The 15,526-nt window shown below is 56.6% G+C and carries 15 protein-coding genes; 6 read left to right on the forward strand and 9 right to left on the reverse strand.

The window, feature by feature from the left end:
• Nucleotides 1-99 precede the first annotated feature (99 nt).
• A complete protein-coding gene (locus tag BMZ10_RS00495) occupies nt 100-594 on the forward strand; it encodes a CinA family protein (protein ID WP_093458114.1) in 495 nt (164 codons plus the stop codon).
• 106 nt (nt 595-700) lie between these two features.
• Here the strand turns inward: BMZ10_RS00495 and BMZ10_RS00500 are convergent, their stop codons facing one another.
• From BMZ10_RS00500 to BMZ10_RS00520, 4 genes are all read right to left on the reverse strand, one after another.
• Entirely contained in the window at nt 701-925 is a 225-nt protein-coding gene (locus BMZ10_RS00500; protein WP_093458115.1) for a DUF2188 domain-containing protein, read from the reverse strand.
• 91 nt (nt 926-1,016) lie between these two features.
• Nucleotides 1,017-1,808, reverse strand: coding sequence for an OBAP family protein (locus BMZ10_RS00505; RefSeq protein ID WP_093458116.1), 792 nt, complete (start codon nt 1,806-1,808; stop codon nt 1,017-1,019).
• A gap of 331 nt (nt 1,809-2,139) precedes the next feature.
• A complete protein-coding gene (locus BMZ10_RS00515) occupies nt 2,140-2,667 on the reverse strand; it encodes a hypothetical protein (protein ID WP_093458118.1) in 528 nt (175 codons plus the stop codon).
• A 181-nt stretch (nt 2,668-2,848) separates the two neighbouring features.
• Complete coding sequence (locus tag BMZ10_RS00520; protein ID WP_093458119.1) at nt 2,849-3,100, reverse strand: DUF1652 domain-containing protein; 252 nt, start codon at nt 3,098-3,100, stop codon at nt 2,849-2,851.
• On the opposite strand from BMZ10_RS00520, the gene BMZ10_RS27345 reads away from it, so the two are divergent.
• Nucleotides 3,099-3,350 carry a hypothetical protein gene (locus BMZ10_RS27345; protein ID WP_143070235.1) on the forward strand — a complete coding sequence of 84 codons (252 nt, stop codon included), beginning with the start codon at nt 3,099-3,101 and terminating at the stop codon, nt 3,348-3,350. The two genes, BMZ10_RS00520 and BMZ10_RS27345, sit on opposite strands and share 2 nt — an antisense overlap.
• Here the strand turns inward: BMZ10_RS27345 and BMZ10_RS00525 are convergent.
• The 5 genes from BMZ10_RS00525 to BMZ10_RS00545 all read right to left on the reverse strand — a co-directional run bounded on the left by BMZ10_RS00525 (nt 3,307) and on the right by BMZ10_RS00545 (nt 10,310).
• The gene (locus tag BMZ10_RS00525; RefSeq protein WP_093458120.1) at nt 3,307-4,317 is read right to left on the reverse strand and encodes a cytochrome d ubiquinol oxidase subunit II; all 1,011 of its coding nucleotides are present in this window, start codon (nt 4,315-4,317) and stop codon (nt 3,307-3,309) included. The genes BMZ10_RS27345 and BMZ10_RS00525 overlap by 44 nt on opposite strands.
• Nucleotides 4,318-4,329: 12 nt before the next feature.
• On the reverse strand, nt 4,330-5,706 hold the full coding sequence (locus BMZ10_RS00530; RefSeq protein ID WP_093458121.1) for a cytochrome ubiquinol oxidase subunit I: 1,377 nt from the start codon (nt 5,704-5,706) through the stop codon (nt 4,330-4,332).
• A gap of 25 nt (nt 5,707-5,731) precedes the next feature.
• Nucleotides 5,732-8,086 carry an FdhF/YdeP family oxidoreductase gene (locus BMZ10_RS00535; RefSeq protein WP_093458122.1) on the reverse strand — a complete coding sequence of 785 codons (2,355 nt, stop codon included), beginning with the start codon at nt 8,084-8,086 and terminating at the stop codon, nt 5,732-5,734.
• Nucleotides 8,087-8,304: 218 nt separating this feature from the next.
• Nucleotides 8,305-9,474, reverse strand: a complete 1,170-nt coding sequence (locus tag BMZ10_RS00540) for a zinc-dependent alcohol dehydrogenase (RefSeq protein ID WP_093458123.1) — start codon at nt 9,472-9,474, stop codon at nt 8,305-8,307.
• Complete coding sequence (locus BMZ10_RS00545) at nt 9,471-10,310, reverse strand: YgaP-like transmembrane domain (protein WP_143070236.1); 840 nt, start codon at nt 10,308-10,310, stop codon at nt 9,471-9,473. Before BMZ10_RS00545 ends, BMZ10_RS00540 begins: the two co-directional genes overlap by 4 nt.
• Before the next feature lie 523 nt (nt 10,311-10,833).
• Between BMZ10_RS00545 and BMZ10_RS00555 the strand changes: the two genes are divergently transcribed.
• The 4 genes from BMZ10_RS00555 to BMZ10_RS00570 all read left to right on the forward strand — a co-directional run bounded on the left by BMZ10_RS00555 (nt 10,834) and on the right by BMZ10_RS00570 (nt 15,304).
• Nucleotides 10,834-11,010: a con-10 family general stress protein gene (locus BMZ10_RS00555; protein WP_093458126.1), complete on the forward strand. Its 177-nt coding sequence runs from the start codon at nt 10,834-10,836 to the stop codon at nt 11,008-11,010.
• 390 nt (nt 11,011-11,400) lie between these two features.
• Complete coding sequence (locus BMZ10_RS00560) at nt 11,401-12,453, forward strand: SDR family oxidoreductase (protein ID WP_093458127.1); 1,053 nt, start codon at nt 11,401-11,403, stop codon at nt 12,451-12,453.
• Nucleotides 12,454-12,790: 337 nt separating this feature from the next.
• Entirely contained in the window at nt 12,791-13,930 is a 1,140-nt protein-coding gene (locus tag BMZ10_RS00565) for a glutathione-independent formaldehyde dehydrogenase (protein ID WP_093458128.1), read from the forward strand.
• 525 nt (nt 13,931-14,455) lie between these two features.
• The gene (locus BMZ10_RS00570; RefSeq protein ID WP_093458129.1) at nt 14,456-15,304 is read left to right on the forward strand and encodes an alpha/beta fold hydrolase; all 849 of its coding nucleotides are present in this window, start codon (nt 14,456-14,458) and stop codon (nt 15,302-15,304) included.
• Nucleotides 15,305-15,526 lie beyond the last annotated feature (222 nt).

Here is a 15,526-nt window from a genome sequence, read left to right on the forward strand (position 1 = left end):
GCCATAGGAGGAACGGTGATTTGCGTTGAAATAATGGAGAAGTGTCTTCAGGTCGGTGTCTACTGACCAAGAGGGCAGGGCGATCGAGGAGAAAAAAGCATGGTGGAGCGTGTCGTTGAGTATCTTAAAGAGCATTCGCTTTTGTTGGCCACCGCTGAATCCTGCACCGCCGGACGTATCGTGGCGTTACTGGCTGAAGTGCCTGGAAGCGGGTCGCTGGTTGAGTGTGGGTATGTCGTCTATTCCCCGGAAGCAAAACAGCGTCTGCTGGGAGTCAGCGCGGACACGATCGCGCAATTCAACCTGACGAGCCTGGAAGTGGCGCGGGAAATGGCGCTTGGGGCATTGGCCGACAGTCCTGCAAACGTTGCGGTCGCGACGACAGGTCTGTGTGGCAATGAAGACGTCGATGGCATCCCTGCGGGAACTGTGTGCTTCGCTTGGGCATTCGTGACTGGCCAGCGCGTCGCGGTGTTCACTCGGAAAGAGCGGTTTTTCGGCGACAGGGAAGGTCTCCAGCATCAGGCAGCACTTCACGCCCTGGAGTCGCTGCCGGATTTTCACAGGCGTGCGCTGAACGGCGAATCAGCGTGAGCAGTGCTGGTTTCGCCATGCAGGTAGGGTGAGTGCTGAGGGGGCGCGAAACGTATCTGTCCTTGGCGTGGAGATCGACTGCAGCGGCGCTCAAGGCGCCGCTCTTTCAGCCTTTGGACTTAGCCGGATCGGCGCTGCGAGGATAAGTGCGCTCTTCCTGGAGGGTCCCGTCTTCCTTGTGGATCTTAAGCGACGCGGTCTTACCCGCGAGGAACTCTGTCGCTAACTCGAGAAGCTCTGCCTTGGTGCCCGCGGTTTTGGACGCTCGCTCTGCCCCCTGTTTCTTCAACTCCCAACCTGTGACGCTTTTGGTGATGTGGTAGTTGTCCATCTGCTTTCTCCATGCTGGTTACTTAAGGCCCAAGCGTCTACGAATCCTTCGACGCCTGGCTGTTTTTGCCTGATAAAACCGATGTGTGCGGCTACTTTTCTTGAGCGTTTGGCGTATGCGCCGCATGGGATGTCGGATCTTTTATCTGTACGACGTTGCCATGCCGCCAGGCGTCGGCCTCGCGTGAGGGCTGTGGTGCAACAATGTCAGCGCGGGCGGCTCGATTAGCCTCACTGCTGATGTTGAATCGTTTGTCTCGTTCACTGACCATTCGCGGGTCGGCCTGTCCGTCGGCAGTGAAACCCATCATGAGTTGAGGCATCCCCAATGGAAGTGTTTTGTCCTGGTCGGTATGCCAGGTGTGCCAGGTCTTGCCGTAGGTGGTCACGAGCTTTTCCATCAGTGCATGTTCAGCGGGTTCAGGAATACCTGGCGCGATGAGCTGACCTGATTTCACTTCGTGCCTGTGGCTGTGCCACAGCGCTTTTTCACCCGCTGGCAGTTGCTCAAACAGTGCTGAACTGATGATGTATTCAACGCCCATCAGCTTAGCGTCCTTGGTGTTACCGTCGAAGATGGCGCACTGGATGACGTCCTCGTTCAGCACCGAACAGTAGTGATGCGCCTCCATCTGCGCCTGGCGGTTGCCGTTATAAAAGTGGAATCCGTCAAGGTAAGCATTCAGCTGATCGACAGGGGCACGAGTTTGTAGAATGTCTGCGCCTGTCTCAAGGGCCTTGGTCATCGGCGTTGTCGGCGTTCCCGGGGCGTCAACGGGGGAGGGTGAGCGCTGACCAGAGCAGGCCGTCAATGCTGTCAGGCCGATGGTCAGGCAAGTCAATTTGCTTACGAAAGATGATTGGGTCAAAGCGGTTATTTTCATCGCAGGTTCTCGTTCGATTAAATGCATTCATCCCCAGATGGCGGTCTCGCTGTTGATCTCAGCTACAGAAGTGGCGTTGTACTGGCGTTGGCGGTGTAGATCGTCCCGCATCTTGGAAAAATTCAGCTTTCTCGACCCAAGCTCCCTGAGGACGATTTCCGATATCTTGTATGTCCCGCAATCCCGGCACGTTACAAGCTTGCCCATCGGGCTCATGTCCTGTTGGGCATCGAGCCCACATAAGTAACATTTCATATGATTCTCCTGCTGAGGACTACATCTGCCGATGGTTGCGCTCCCCCCGGAAGGCGTCGCAAGTCATCCGCCGGGCTTAATCCCAACCTAATTTCCTGATCTCCTTTCGATAGGGGGTCTCAATCTGCTCGGGCACATTTTCCATATAAAATTTCGCATGCTCCAAAGTTGGCCCATCCAGGCTGATCAGGTAGGAAAGGACATCGTCAAGCGAGGGAATAAGTCCTTCCACCCCTTCGAAACGCGGCGGCAATGCGGTCCATATAACCGCATCCAGTTGGCGATCAGCCGCCCATTTACCCAGAACACCCACGGTCAAGCTGTTGATGGTGAAGACACCCACGCCATCCTTTCGATCAAAAGGGATTTTTTCGCGTCTGCGCAGGGCAGCGACGGCCTCGTCGAGTTGTTGGAAGACCAAGGGTGCCCATAGCACTTGGCATGGCGGCACATTCAGGCATATTGCAGTCGCCAATTCGCCGCCATCTCCCACGCGAGAGAATTCGATCGGCAACAGGGGACCGTCAGCTTGCCATTCGGATGCAAGTATTAGCTCTTCTGGATTCCAGATCAGAGAGCCCCAGCCAAGACAAGCGATTTTCATAGGTTTCCTTAGTGAATCTCAGCTCGCGGGGTGCGATCTGAAAATGCTGAGCTACGGGCCTTATCGAGCCGTGGTTTAGCTTCGCTTAGCGACAAAAAAACGTCCGAGTAACCGGAAGGCTCTCACGGTCGCCAGGCCAGATCCCGGCGACCCTCCAGGCGGTCTCGGGCCGCGAATGAAATCAAGCTCGAGAACGTTTGGTACCAGGTGTTGATCTGGCGATTTCAGATCGCAACTGCGCGATCAGATTCGCGATGTCCCGACTGGTCTGAAGACTGGCGATCGGGATACCACCAATGACGAGATTCGTGCCAGACGACTCGTCCAGCAGTTCAATGGTCAAATCTCCATTCACATCGCACGTACACCGACATGTGAGCGGTAGTAAGCCCGATTCAATGACATGCCGCAGTTCCAGCAATGACATGACCATGACGTTTCTCCTTGTCTATTTTGTTGTTAACGGTGGACAGACAGCTCGACGATTAAGTCAGTCAGAAATCCAGAGGCTGGATGAAAGGGCACAGCAGTTGGCACCGTTGATCAGCCTGATCCTTGCGCCGTCAATGGGGCGTGGAGATGAGGAAGCATTGCCGTTATTTAAGCTCCTGTCTCTGTCGGCACATCTGTGGGGCATTGCTATTGGTGGAGCGAATCTTCTACTCGACGAATTTTTCCACTGAACGTGCGGAAGCCGAATGTGTTGTAGAAAAGTGTCACCGGCATCAGCAGGGCGAAGCCGACCAGCATGAATAACTGGCTTTTTGTGCCTGACGCGGCTGCATGGAGGCTGAGGTGGGGCGGGACGATCAACGGAAAAATCGTGTTCGCCATCAGCGCGAACCCCAGGATGAACAGGCTGAGAGCGCAGATGAGCGGCAATATGTCGAAGCGTGTTCGAAAGCTGGTCCAGAAAGTTATGAATGCAATCATCCCCGCCACGGCGGTTGAATAAATCACAAACGGACGGGAAAGCCGCTGTGCATAGTCTGGGTTGAGCGTGGAAGTCCACGTAATCAGGACGGCCATCAGCACGAACGTTGCAACAGATAGACATCGTGCTTGCCATCGCGAAGTCTGCTGCAATGCAGAGTCGGTTCGCCAGTACAGCCAGCATGCTCCCAGCCATGCATAGCCGACCACCAGAACGCCGGAACAGTACAGCGTAAAAGGGCTGACCCATTCCCACCCCGTGCCGACGAATCGCCCGTCCTGGATGGGGATGCCTTGCACCAATGTGCCAAGGGCCGCGCCTTGGCAGGCCCCGGCTATCAGCGAGCCGCATGAGTGGAGCGCGTCGATGCACCGCTTGATGCAGGGACTATTTGTGTAATCCCGAAATTCCAGTGCCATGGCGCGAACGATCAACGCGAGAAGCATCGCAATAAATGGCACGTACAAAGCAGGCAGTAAAATCGCATACGCCAGCGGGAAGAGCGCCAGCAGTCCTCCACCCCCCAGAACCAACCACGTTTCGTTGGCGTCCCAGATCGGCAAGATGGAAATCGCCATGGTGCGACGTCGTTTGGCACAGGACGTCAGGCCCAACAATATTCCCACTCCCAGGTCTGTACCGTCGAGCACCACGTAGCTGAGCACCGAAAATGCAAGCGCCGCAGCCGAGAGCAAAACGATCAGCTCACCGTCCATCGAAGGTGCTCCTCATGATCTGCGGATTTCCTCTGACAGCGTCGGCTGTGGCCCTTGCTCTGCGGCGTTGGCAGGTTGGCGCAAGATGCGCAGCAACACCGACAGGCCGATACCGAAGACAATTAGATAAAAAAGCAGGATCGTCATGGTGGAAGCAAGGACGTGCTCGCTGGGGACTGAGGAGGTGCTGTCCGCCGTTCGCAGCAAGCCATAGACCGTGAAGGGTTGTCGCCCGACTTCGGTGACCACCCAGCCGCTGATCATGGCTATGAATCCGGCGGGCGCCATCACTAAGCAGCAGCGCTGCATCCAGCGCGTGTTATACAAGCGGTTTCGGCAGCGCAGCACAAAGCCCGTGATTCCGATCGCCAGCATGAGTAACCCCAGGCCGACCATCACGCGAAAGGCCCAGAACACGACCGTAACCGGGGGAATATCCTGAGGGGCAAATTCAGTCAGCGGTTTAATCGTGCTGCTGAGATCATGGCGCAGATAGATTGATGCAATGCGGGGAATCGCCAATTCGAAATGATTTCGCCGCTCGGCCATGTCAGGCAATGCGAACAAACGAAGCGGCTCACCGGTGCCTGGTGCAGGACGTGTCCATGCCCCCTCCATCGCGGCGACTTTCTGCGGCTGGAATTCAAGAGTGTTTTCGCCGTGAAGATCACCGGCGGCAATCTGCAAAGGCGCCAGGAACGCCACTGTCCACAGCGCCATCGAATACTGTACGCGGGCCCGCGGGTTGGCAGAGTCACGCAGCAGTTGCCACGCACTTGCCCCAGCGATCATTGACGCGGTGGCCAGGAAGGTCGCGAGCATCATATGGCAGAAACGATAAGGAAAAGATGGATTGAATATGATGGCCCACCAATCCTCTGCGACGAAGCGGCCGTCTGCGCCAATGCCAAAACCACGCGGCGTGTGCATCCACGAATTGGCCGACAAGATCCAGAACGCACTGATGATGGAGCCTACGGCCACCGCGCCCGTGGCAAAGAGGTGCAGGCCTGGCCCAACTTTCTTCATGCCAAAAAGCATGATTCCGAGAAATCCCGCCTCCAGAAAAAATGCGGCCATCACTTCGTAAAACATGAGGGGGCCAAGGATTTCGCCTGCCTGAGTGGACAGTCGCGACCAGTTAAGACCGAACTGATATTCAAGCATGAGACCTGATGCGGTACCGATCGCGACGTTAAGCGCGAATATCTTCAGCCAGTACTGGTAGATATCCAGATAGACCTGTTTTCGGCGCCAGAGCCACAAAGCTTCCAGAACCAGCAGAAAATTCGCCATGCCGATGCTGAACGCCGCCAGAACGATATGGAAACTGATGGTTATGGCGAACTGGGCTCGCGCCGCCATCAGTCCCCATTCGACATTTTCCATACCCATTCCTCAGCTCTGCCAGGCTCTACATGATTTGGTCTGTGTCGGGCACTGCGTGGTCAAGATCGTCGGCATCCGGCTGCGCGTGCAACACGATAACGGGCACTGATTTCGCGGCGGGAACCTTGCTGCGCTTGGCGTAATGCCAGAGAGGCACCAGCGGATTGGATTCAGGATAATAGGAGGCGGCACATCCTTCGGGGATGTCATAGGCGATGATCTGAAAGGGACCGACTTCACGCCGAACCTCGGGCTCGATGGCGGTACGCAGGCGGACCCAGGCACCCGGCGCAAACCCCAGACGCACGATGTCATTGCGATTCAGAAACACCACCTTGCGTGTCCCTTTTACCCCCCTGAAGCGGTCATCGTAGCCGTAAACCGTTGTGTTGAACTGGTCGTTGCTGCGCAGCGTCATTAACTGCAGGACGTTGCGGCCCGTCTCGCCCTTCGAGACATCGTCGTCTTCGTCGAGTGTTTCTGGGGTGATGAATCGGGCTTTTGCGCAAGGCGTAGCCCATTGACGATGGGTAGCCCCCAGGGGGCGATGAAAACCGCCGGGTTCCCACATGCGCGCTTCAAAATCATGGAAGATTTCCGGATAAACTTTACTGATTGCTTCACGAATGAGGGCGTAGTCGTGCCGCCAGCGCAGCCAAGGGACACCTACAGAGTCGCCAAGCGCAGCATTGGCCAGTTCCGCAATTATTGTCGTCTCTGAGCGCAGCTGATCACTGGCTGGCTCTGCATTGCCGCGCCAGGCCCTGATGCAACCGGTGCTGTCCTCTGTGGTGTATGCCTGCTCAACGCCCAATTGCCGGTCGATCTCGATCCTTCCCAGGCACGGCAGCAGCCAGGTGTGTTCGCCGGGTATCAGATGCGTACGATTCAGTTTGGTAGCGATCTGGACGTTGAGGCGAAGCCTTGCCCAGGCGGGCTCCATTCGAGTGGTATCAGGGACGGCGCGCAGAAAGTTGCCTCCGAGGCCAATGAAGCCCTTCACACTTCCATCAAGAATGCCCTCGCAGGTGTCGACGGTTGTGAGCCCCTTGCGTTCCGGGACCGTGAATCCGAACAATGCCTCCAGCTTGTCCGTGGGAACCTTGGCAGGGTCTTCGGTGATGCCCACCGTTCGCTGTCCCTGTACGTTAGAGTGACCTCGCACGGGACAAATGCCCGCTCCAGGCTTCCCGATGTTGCCACGCAGCAACAGCAGATTGACCAGCATTTGTACGTTGCCGACACCGTGTCGGTGCTGGGTCATCCCCATGCCGTAAACGATCATCACCTTCTCGCTGCGCGCGTAAATGGTAGCGGTGGCCTCCATTGCGCTGCGGGTCAGCCCGGAGCGCTGCTCCAAGTCATCCCATGAATAACGCTGGACCTGTTCGACAAAGTGGGGGAAGCCTTCAGTGTGCTGCGCGAGAAAATCGTGATCCAGCACAGCAGGCCCGCCGCATGCCTGTGCCCGCGCCTCCATTTCAAGGAGAGCCTTGGCGACGCCCATGATAGCGGCTGTGTCACCACCGATAGCCACTTGGTGATACTGGGTGCTGATGGCGGTCGATTTCGGACCGAGCATTTCGACAGGAGACTGGGGGTTCACAAAGCGCTCCAGCCCTCGCTCGCGAATCGGATTGAACGTAATGATAGGAACCTTGCGCTTACGCACTTCCTGGAGCGGATGAAGCATGCGCGGACTATTGCTGCCGACGTTCTGCCCGAAGAACAAGATGCAGTCGGTGTGCTCGAAATCTGCCAACGTCACCGTACCGACGGGCACTCCGATGCTTTCCTGCAAGCCTACAGAAGTGCTTTCGTGACACATGTTGGAACTGTCGGGGAGATTGTTCGTGCCATAGGCGCGGGCGAATAGCTGGTACATGAACGAGGTTTCGAGCGATGCGCGTCCCGACGCATAGAAAACCACTTCGTCCGGGCTCAGTGCCTTTAATTGGGCGCCAATTGCGGCGGCTGCCTCATCCCATGTCGTCTTCACGTAGCGATCAGACTGAGTGTCGTAACGCATGGGGTGAGTGAGTCGGCCATGTTGCTCAAGATCGAAGTCCGTCCAGCCGCGCAGTTCCGTCACCGAATGGCTTTGAAAAAACTCGGGGCCGGTACGTAAGGACGTGAGTTCCCACGCGGTGGCTTTGGCACCGTTTTCGCAAAACTCTAATGCGTGGGGATCACCAGGCTTGGCCCATGCGCAGCTGACGCAGGCGAAACCTTTGGGTTTATTCTGCTTTATCAAGGCCGCGCTACCTTTGATAAAGGCCTGCTCGCGCCAGAGGATGTTCATCACTGAATGGGCCGATCCCCAGCCGCCCGCCGCTGAGGTATAAGGCCGAAAATGTGGAGTACCGTGGATCAACCGCATGCGGACCTCGTCTCATCATATGTGTCTAGATGTTACGAGTGAGCGGTTCGTGTGAAGTTCGGCGATTCTGCCTGATGGTCCCTCTGGGAAAGTTACCGATGAAATGCGGAGCCATCGAATGCGGCACCAACAGCGCACATGCATTTTCCGAAATTACAGTTGCCTTGGCTATCAGCCAAAAGGCCGCCACTCAGCGGCCTGTGGCGATCTGTCAGCAGTCAGGGCCTGAATACCGCCCGTAGACACCCGTCTGTTTTGTTTTTGAACATGGCATAGCCTTCGGGGGAATCTTCCAGACTCATGGGATGGGTCAGCAGATACGACGGATCGAGTTCACCGTTTTGGATATGCTCGAACAACCGCTTGGCGTAACGCTGACCCGGCTGCTGGCCCGAGCGCAGTGTCAGCGCCTTGTTCACGATCGCGCCCATGGGAAACTTATCAAGAAGGCCGCCATAGACGCCCACCACCGAAACGGTACCGCCCTTGCGGCACGCGCGGATAGCCTGGCGTAGGACGGTTCCCCGCTCTGTGTGCAACTGCAGCATCTGTTTTGCCTTGTCGTAGGCGTAGTCGAGTTCGGTGCCGTGAGCTTCCATGCCTACACAATCAATACAGCGATCGGGGCCACGCCCGCCGGTCAACTCCTGCAAGGCTTCATGCACATCGGTACTTTCATAGTTGATGGTGATTGCTCCTGCGCGCTCTCGAGCCAGTGCCAGCCTGTACGGATCTCGATCAACAGCAATCACCCGTTCCGCACCTAACAGGTAGGCGCAGCGGATCGCCATCTGACCAACTCCGCCACATCCCCATACGGCTACCGTGTCACCCGGCTCGATATCGGCATTGTCAGCTGCAAAGTACCCTGTAGGTGCAGCATCAGAAACGAACACCGCTTGTTCGTCGCTCACCCCATCCGGCACAAGAAAGAGATTGACGTCTGCAAAGGGTACTCGCACATAGGTTGCGTGACTGCCTGAATATCCTCCAAACGCATGGCTGTAACCGATAATGCCGCAGCAAGGCTGGCCATAAGCGATATCTGTAATGCTCGGGTTGGGATTGGAATTGTCGCAACAGGAAAAGTCATTTCGTTTGCAATGCTCGCAGTGGCCACAACCGATGATGGACACCGTGATGACTTTGTCGCCCTTCTTGAAACCCGTCACACCCGCACCGACTTCGACGACCTCGCCCAGGAACTCATGGCCAATGATGTCGCCCGGTTTCATCGATGGTACGTAACCTCCCAGCAGGTGCAGATCCGAGCCGCACACTGAAGAGAGGGTCACGCGAATGATTGCATCCCGCGGATTGAGGATGGTGGGATCCGGAACATTGTCGACTTGAAGTTTGTTACGAGCTTGCCAAGTAAGTGCTCTCATTGAAGATTTCCTCCCTCCAACACAACGCCGGTCTTAACCGCGCCGGCCGGGTTTTCTTCAGAAGTTAAAGCGTTGGCAGCGACGGGGTGAACGTAGAAGTCAGGTGAGCGATCCGCTCTGAGGCAATTCGTACTGACCTCACCTGTCTCCAGCTGCTGTTTGACGCTGTGCAAAAGGTTCAGCAGCATCTTGTCGGTGAACTGCGCGAGAGACTTGGCCACTGCATAGCCAACTTTGCCGAACGGCGTTTTGCCAACGATGATGACTTTGACCTCCGTACCACGATTGCCTGGGGCTTCCATGAAGTGGGCAGTCACTTCGTGCTGCCAACGCGAGTCCGGAACCGTTGCCCAGCGCAGCGTGTCGCTTTGATCGTCCACGAGCTCCAGCGACCACTTGAGCGTTTGTCCCAGCGGCGCCGAAGCACTCCAGACAGAGGTCACCGCGCTGATGGACTCAACGTTGTCGACCCAAGGGATAAGTGGCGCCACGTTTTCAGGCCTTCTGATAAAGGCCATCACATCGGGCAAGGGCTTGTCGATGGTGACACTGCGAGAGATCGCATTGCTGTCTTTCCAGCCGTGCGAACCCTGAAACTCGTTCTCGAACGGTGTGTGCTTCAAAGCGCCTTTTACTGGGCATTTGCCGGTAGCGCCTCGCACAACGGCACAGGCACCTAGCCCTATCTGAAGTAATCCGCTGACCCCTCCGATTCGCAAACCTCGAACGAGCAATGCTCCTCCAGCGGCGATAGAGACGCTTCGTTCTGCAGCGCCAAGTTGAGGGCCACGATGCGCGTCGGACCTGCGAGTCGAGATAAGTGGCTCTTTAGCCATCTGTAATCCTCCTTCGTCCTCCCAAGGTCGGCCTTGGGGGTAGCTGCGAACATTGGCTACCGGCGATCGGCGGCCATGACTGTGCCTGACCGGCCTGACAGAAAGCGTGTTCAGGACAAGTAATAGAAGGGGCGGGGCTCAATGAGGTTCAGGGTTTCAAAGGGGAGGAAGATAAACGGTATGACGTGAGGAGCGCTAAGCAGCGTCTCCTGCGCACCATCAGTTTATCGGAGCCCATGGCAGTGGAAGAACCGCTACGCCTTACACGGGCGATTCATCAAGTAGCGGCCGTATGGTGGCAACCGGTGACTGAAGTCGAGGTTCACTGTCAACGCATGGAGATATAGCGCCAGCAAGGGCGTTTCGCGAAGGGCGCTCTGAAATAGTCCTCTATTTTCAACGAATTAAGGGGTGTCTATCCGTTCGTCGTTTCTTGCTAAGGTCAATTAAACCCCGTGGTCGTTCGACGTTCAGAATTTATGCTCGTCGTAAGCGAGCGTTCATTAATGATTGGAGAGCTATCATGGCTAACACCGGAAATAACAATCCAGGTAATTTCTCGAACGATCGTCAGAAGGCGTCTGAAGCTGGCAAAAAAGGCGGTCAAGCCTCTGGAGGCAGTTTCAGCAACGACCGAGAGAAAGCCTCGGAAGCTGGCAAAAAAGGCGGACAAAACAGTCACGGCGGTGGCCGTAGCTGATATCTGCCAAGCGATGGCGGAGCCTGGCTCCGCTATCGTCTTCTCTCGTGGGGCTTGGGCCCGCTTGCAGTCTGTTCGAGCCCCTTGCTTCGACTGTTTCTCAATACTTCTCAGGAACCTCTGCGCCGGTACTGAACGCGAGACCGATCAGGCGAATATAAGCGCAATTGCGATCAGGGAAGACGCTGCCCACTCGAAGCCGTCACTCGCTGATAAGGTGCCCGCCCTTTGTCCTGGAGATGAGATCGAATCCAGACCGTCAATCACAATTTCATCCGAAATCAACAAGCATTGACCCGCTGTTGCCACGCGTTTGCCATAACCGCCGGACCTCGCAAAGCCCGTTCCGCCGCCTGCTGATCCTTTCCACTTCAACACGAGAATTTTGAAATGAGCGATGAATTCGTAGCACTGGTCGTTGGTTCGAGCGGAATCATTGGCAGCGCTTTGGTCGAGACGCTGCACAGCGTGCCTGACTGGTCCGTGCGGGCTTTGCGTAAAACGGATCTGCCGGGAGTCGAAGCCATCGATTGTGACCTGAGCGATGCGCAGGCAACCCGTCTGGCGCTCAAGGCCGCTTCGGATACTACACATGTGTTCTATGCGGCGTTGCAAGCCGATCCGGATCTGGCGCGCGAGTCTGAAATCAACACCGTGATGCTCAGAAACGTCCTGGACGCATTGAAGGCGAATGGGGCTCCGTTACAGCGGGTGGTGCATTATCAAGGGGCCAAAGTGTATGGCGTGCATTTGGGCGCAGGCATTGCACCTTTCTATGAAGATGATCCGCGCCACGTGGCTGCCAATTTCTACTATGCTCAAGAGGATTTGCTCAGAGAAAGACAGGCCAGCGACGGCCTGGACTGGAGCATCCTCAGACCGGATGTAGTGGTCGGCGACATCGCCGGCAACCCGATGAACATCGCAATGGTCATTGGAGTTTTCGCCGCACTGAGCAAACAGGCAGGCGTACCGCTGCGTTTTCCTGGTTCCATGCGCACTTACAGAGAGGTCGTCGCTCAGGTCACCGACGCGCATTGGCTGGCCCGTGCCAGCCTGTGGGCTGCCGTCGCACCGACGGCGCGTAATGAGGCCTTCAATCTGGTGGGCGAGCCGTTTCGCTGGGAGCGCATCTGGACCAGGGTCGCCGACGCGCTGAACATGGATGTCGCCACGCCTCAGCCGTTCTCTCTCGCAAAGCACATGCCCGGTAAAACCGGGGACTGGGAGCGGCTGGCAGCCAAGCACCGGCTGAACCCATTGCCTTATGAAAAGCTCGTCGGGTGGCCGTTCGGAGATTTCGTCTTCAATACCGAATTCGACATGATTTCGGACATGAACAAGATCCGTCGTGCAGGCTTCACGGAAGTGGTGAACAACGAAGAGATCCTGGTTGGTGCGTTGAAGGGATTGGCAGAGAAAGGACTTCTGCCAAGGAGTTGACTAAACCTCAGTGGGCTGAATCCCGTTGCCCGGGTCGCGGCCGCGTCGAAGGCAATGGTCTGTGATGAATGCCTACGCACGACTCCAGCAAATGATCGTGCTTGCGCCGAGCGTGATCGCCTGCTCTACAGGCGAGTGTTGATGGGGTCGGCAGCGCAATTGATCCCTGGATCATGGCGATGTCCAGATGCTCTTCGGTCCGATCTTCACCGCCGGTCCGGTAGTCGCCCGGATCTTTGATCTTATGGTCGGACTGCCTAGCCAAATGCCTTGTAGTAAACGAAGTAGTAAACGAAGTAGTAAACGAATCCAATTCAATTTTGAACGGGAGAATACTATGAAAGCCATTGTGTACAACGGGCCACGCGACGTGAGCGTGCAAAATGTCCCCGACGCCAGGATCGAAAAGCCCACCGACGCAGTCGTGCGCATTACTACCACCAATATCTGCGGCTCTGACTTGCACATGTACGAGGGCCGTACCTCCATGGAAACTGGTCGAGTCTTCGGCCACGAGAACCTAGGGGAAGTCATCGAAGTCGGTGCCGGCGTAGACCGCATCAAAGTCGGCGATCGCGTTTGTCTGCCGTTCAACATCGGCTGCGGTTTCTGCGAAAACTGTGAAAAGGGTCTGACCGGATTTTGCCTCACGGCCAATCCCGGCACTGCCGGAGCGGCATATGGCTTTGCCGATATGGGGCCTTATCAAGGCGGTCAAGCGGAACTGTTACGAGTGCCCTATGCAGACTTCAACTGCCTCGTACTGCCGGAGGATGCGCAGGAAAAAGAAAACGACTACGTGATGCTGTCCGATATCTTCCCTACCGGATGGCACGCAACGGAGTTGGCTGGCCTGATGCCGGGCGAGAGCATCGCCATTTATGGTGCGGGCCCGGTGGGTCTGATGGCCGCCCATGCCGCCATGATCAAAGGCGCTTCGCAGGTGTTCGTCGTCGACAATCATCCGGACCGATTGCAACTCGCGGCACAAATGGGTGCCACGCCCATCAACGCGCTGGAAAAAGAAGCGGTGGACCAGATACTCAATCTGACTCACGGCAGAGGTACTGATCGAGGTTGTGAATGTGTGGGATACCAGTGCTGTGACAAACATGGTCATGAAGCTAACCATCTGACCATGAACAACTTGGTTGCCTCGACCAAAGCCACGGGTGGTATTGGCGTCGTCGGCGTGTTCGTACCTCAGGATCCAGGCGCGCAGAACGAACTTGCCAAAGAAGGGAAGATGGCCTTTGATTTCGGCGCCTTCTGGTTCAAGGGGCAGCAGATTCGCACCGGTCAGGCCAACGTGAAGGCCTATAACCGTCGGCTTGCGGAGCTGATTCACCATGACCGCGCGAAACCTTCGCAGATCATTTCCCACAGCCTCAAGCTGGCCGAGGGGCCTGATGCGTACAAGCATTTTGACGCGCGAGATGAGGGTTGGACCAAAGTGGTTCTGAAGCCGGCAGCGTGATGGCCAGTTTCATGGCTTGAGCCGACGATCAAGCGGCATTGTGGAGGCGTCAGATGATGCGTACTGCAATGCCGCTCACGTCCTCTTTACATCGGTATCTTCAACCGGCAGCTCTCCTCCATGCATTTCGGTGGACAGAGTAGGCTGTGCCGATCGACCTGCACCCGCACGAGTACCTCAACGCTCAGCAAGCACCCATCCAGACTGCAGAAGTGCAATGACGGACTCGTCTGCGGGGCTCCGCGCATTTCTGTTCAAGGAATTGTCGCGCGGGCGAATTACCATTTCAGTTAGCGAAACGATGCATTGCCACCCGCCTGGCTTCTTATCGAAAGCGCAAGCATGGATGATTCAGCCAACGCGGATTTGCTCGTCCAGAAGCAAGTTCGGCACATCCATCGACGGTGCGATTCAGGAGCTGCAGACATGTCAGTGCGCGCAAGAATATTCGTGGGTTTGATGCTTTCATGGGTATTTGGCCTGGGCCAGGTATTCGCCGACGCTTCAGTAAAGAGATCGCCTCAGATGGCTTACCGCGATGTTGTGGTGGACGGGGTGAAGATTGCCTACCGCGAAACAGGTGATCGCAACGCTCCTGCGGTGCTGCTGTTGCACGGCGTCCCCAGTTCCTCGCGGATGTACGACGCACTGATGCGGCGCTTGGGGGATCGATTCCACTTGATCGCGCCCGATTACCCAGGCTTTGGCAACAGTGACGCACCGCCACCGGGCCAGTTCAGCTACACCTTCGATCATTACGCGCAATTGATGGAGCACTTCACTGACACCGTAGGCATCAAGCAGTACGCGCTGTTCATGCAGGATTACGGCGCACCGGTGGGCATGCGTCTCGCCATGAGCAGACCTGACGCAGTGACTGCGATGATCTTCCAGAACGGCAACGTTTACACAGAAGGTCTGGGCAAGATGTGGGAGACCCGAAAAGCCTACTGGGAAAACCGTTCGGCCCACGAAGCCAAGCTTCAAGCCGCGCACCTATCGGTCGAACTGACGCGAGCGCGTCATATCGGAACCGACCCGGATGTGAGTGCCTACGATCCCGACCTCTGGCAGGACGAAGTGGCTTTTCTCAACCGTCCTGGTGAGGCCGCCATCCAGATGGAACTGATCTACGACTATCGCACCAACATCGCAGCGTATCCGGTCTGGCAGGCATGGTTGCGAAGCCACGCGCCTCGCACTTTAGTGCTTTGGGGCAAGTATGATCCGGCGTTCCTCGTCGAGGGCGCCTATGCCTTCAAACGCGATGTTCCCAGCGCGCAAATCGAAATTCTCGACGCCGGGCATTTTGCGATGGACACTCGGCTGGAAGAGGTCGTTGATCGTTCAGTCCGGTTTTTGACTCAACCGTGAGTGAGTCGGTATGACCGGCTGCAAAATTCCCGGATTTTGCTGAAGGTGGCCGGTCTGCGGTGTTGACTGATGCATCTGCTGTGCAGAGGATGAGCTGAGTCCGCGGTCGCCAACGCGTTCGTCGATCGAGCTTCTGCGCAATGGGCATGGAAGGCCCCGGTATGGGGCAGGAGCGAGGGTCGTCGCTCCCAGGCATCGCCTAGAGGCCGCGCCAGGTGACAG

This window comes from Pseudomonas sp. NFR16, from assembly GCF_900108875.1.
Taxonomy (GTDB): Bacteria; Pseudomonadota; Gammaproteobacteria; order Pseudomonadales; family Pseudomonadaceae; genus Aquipseudomonas.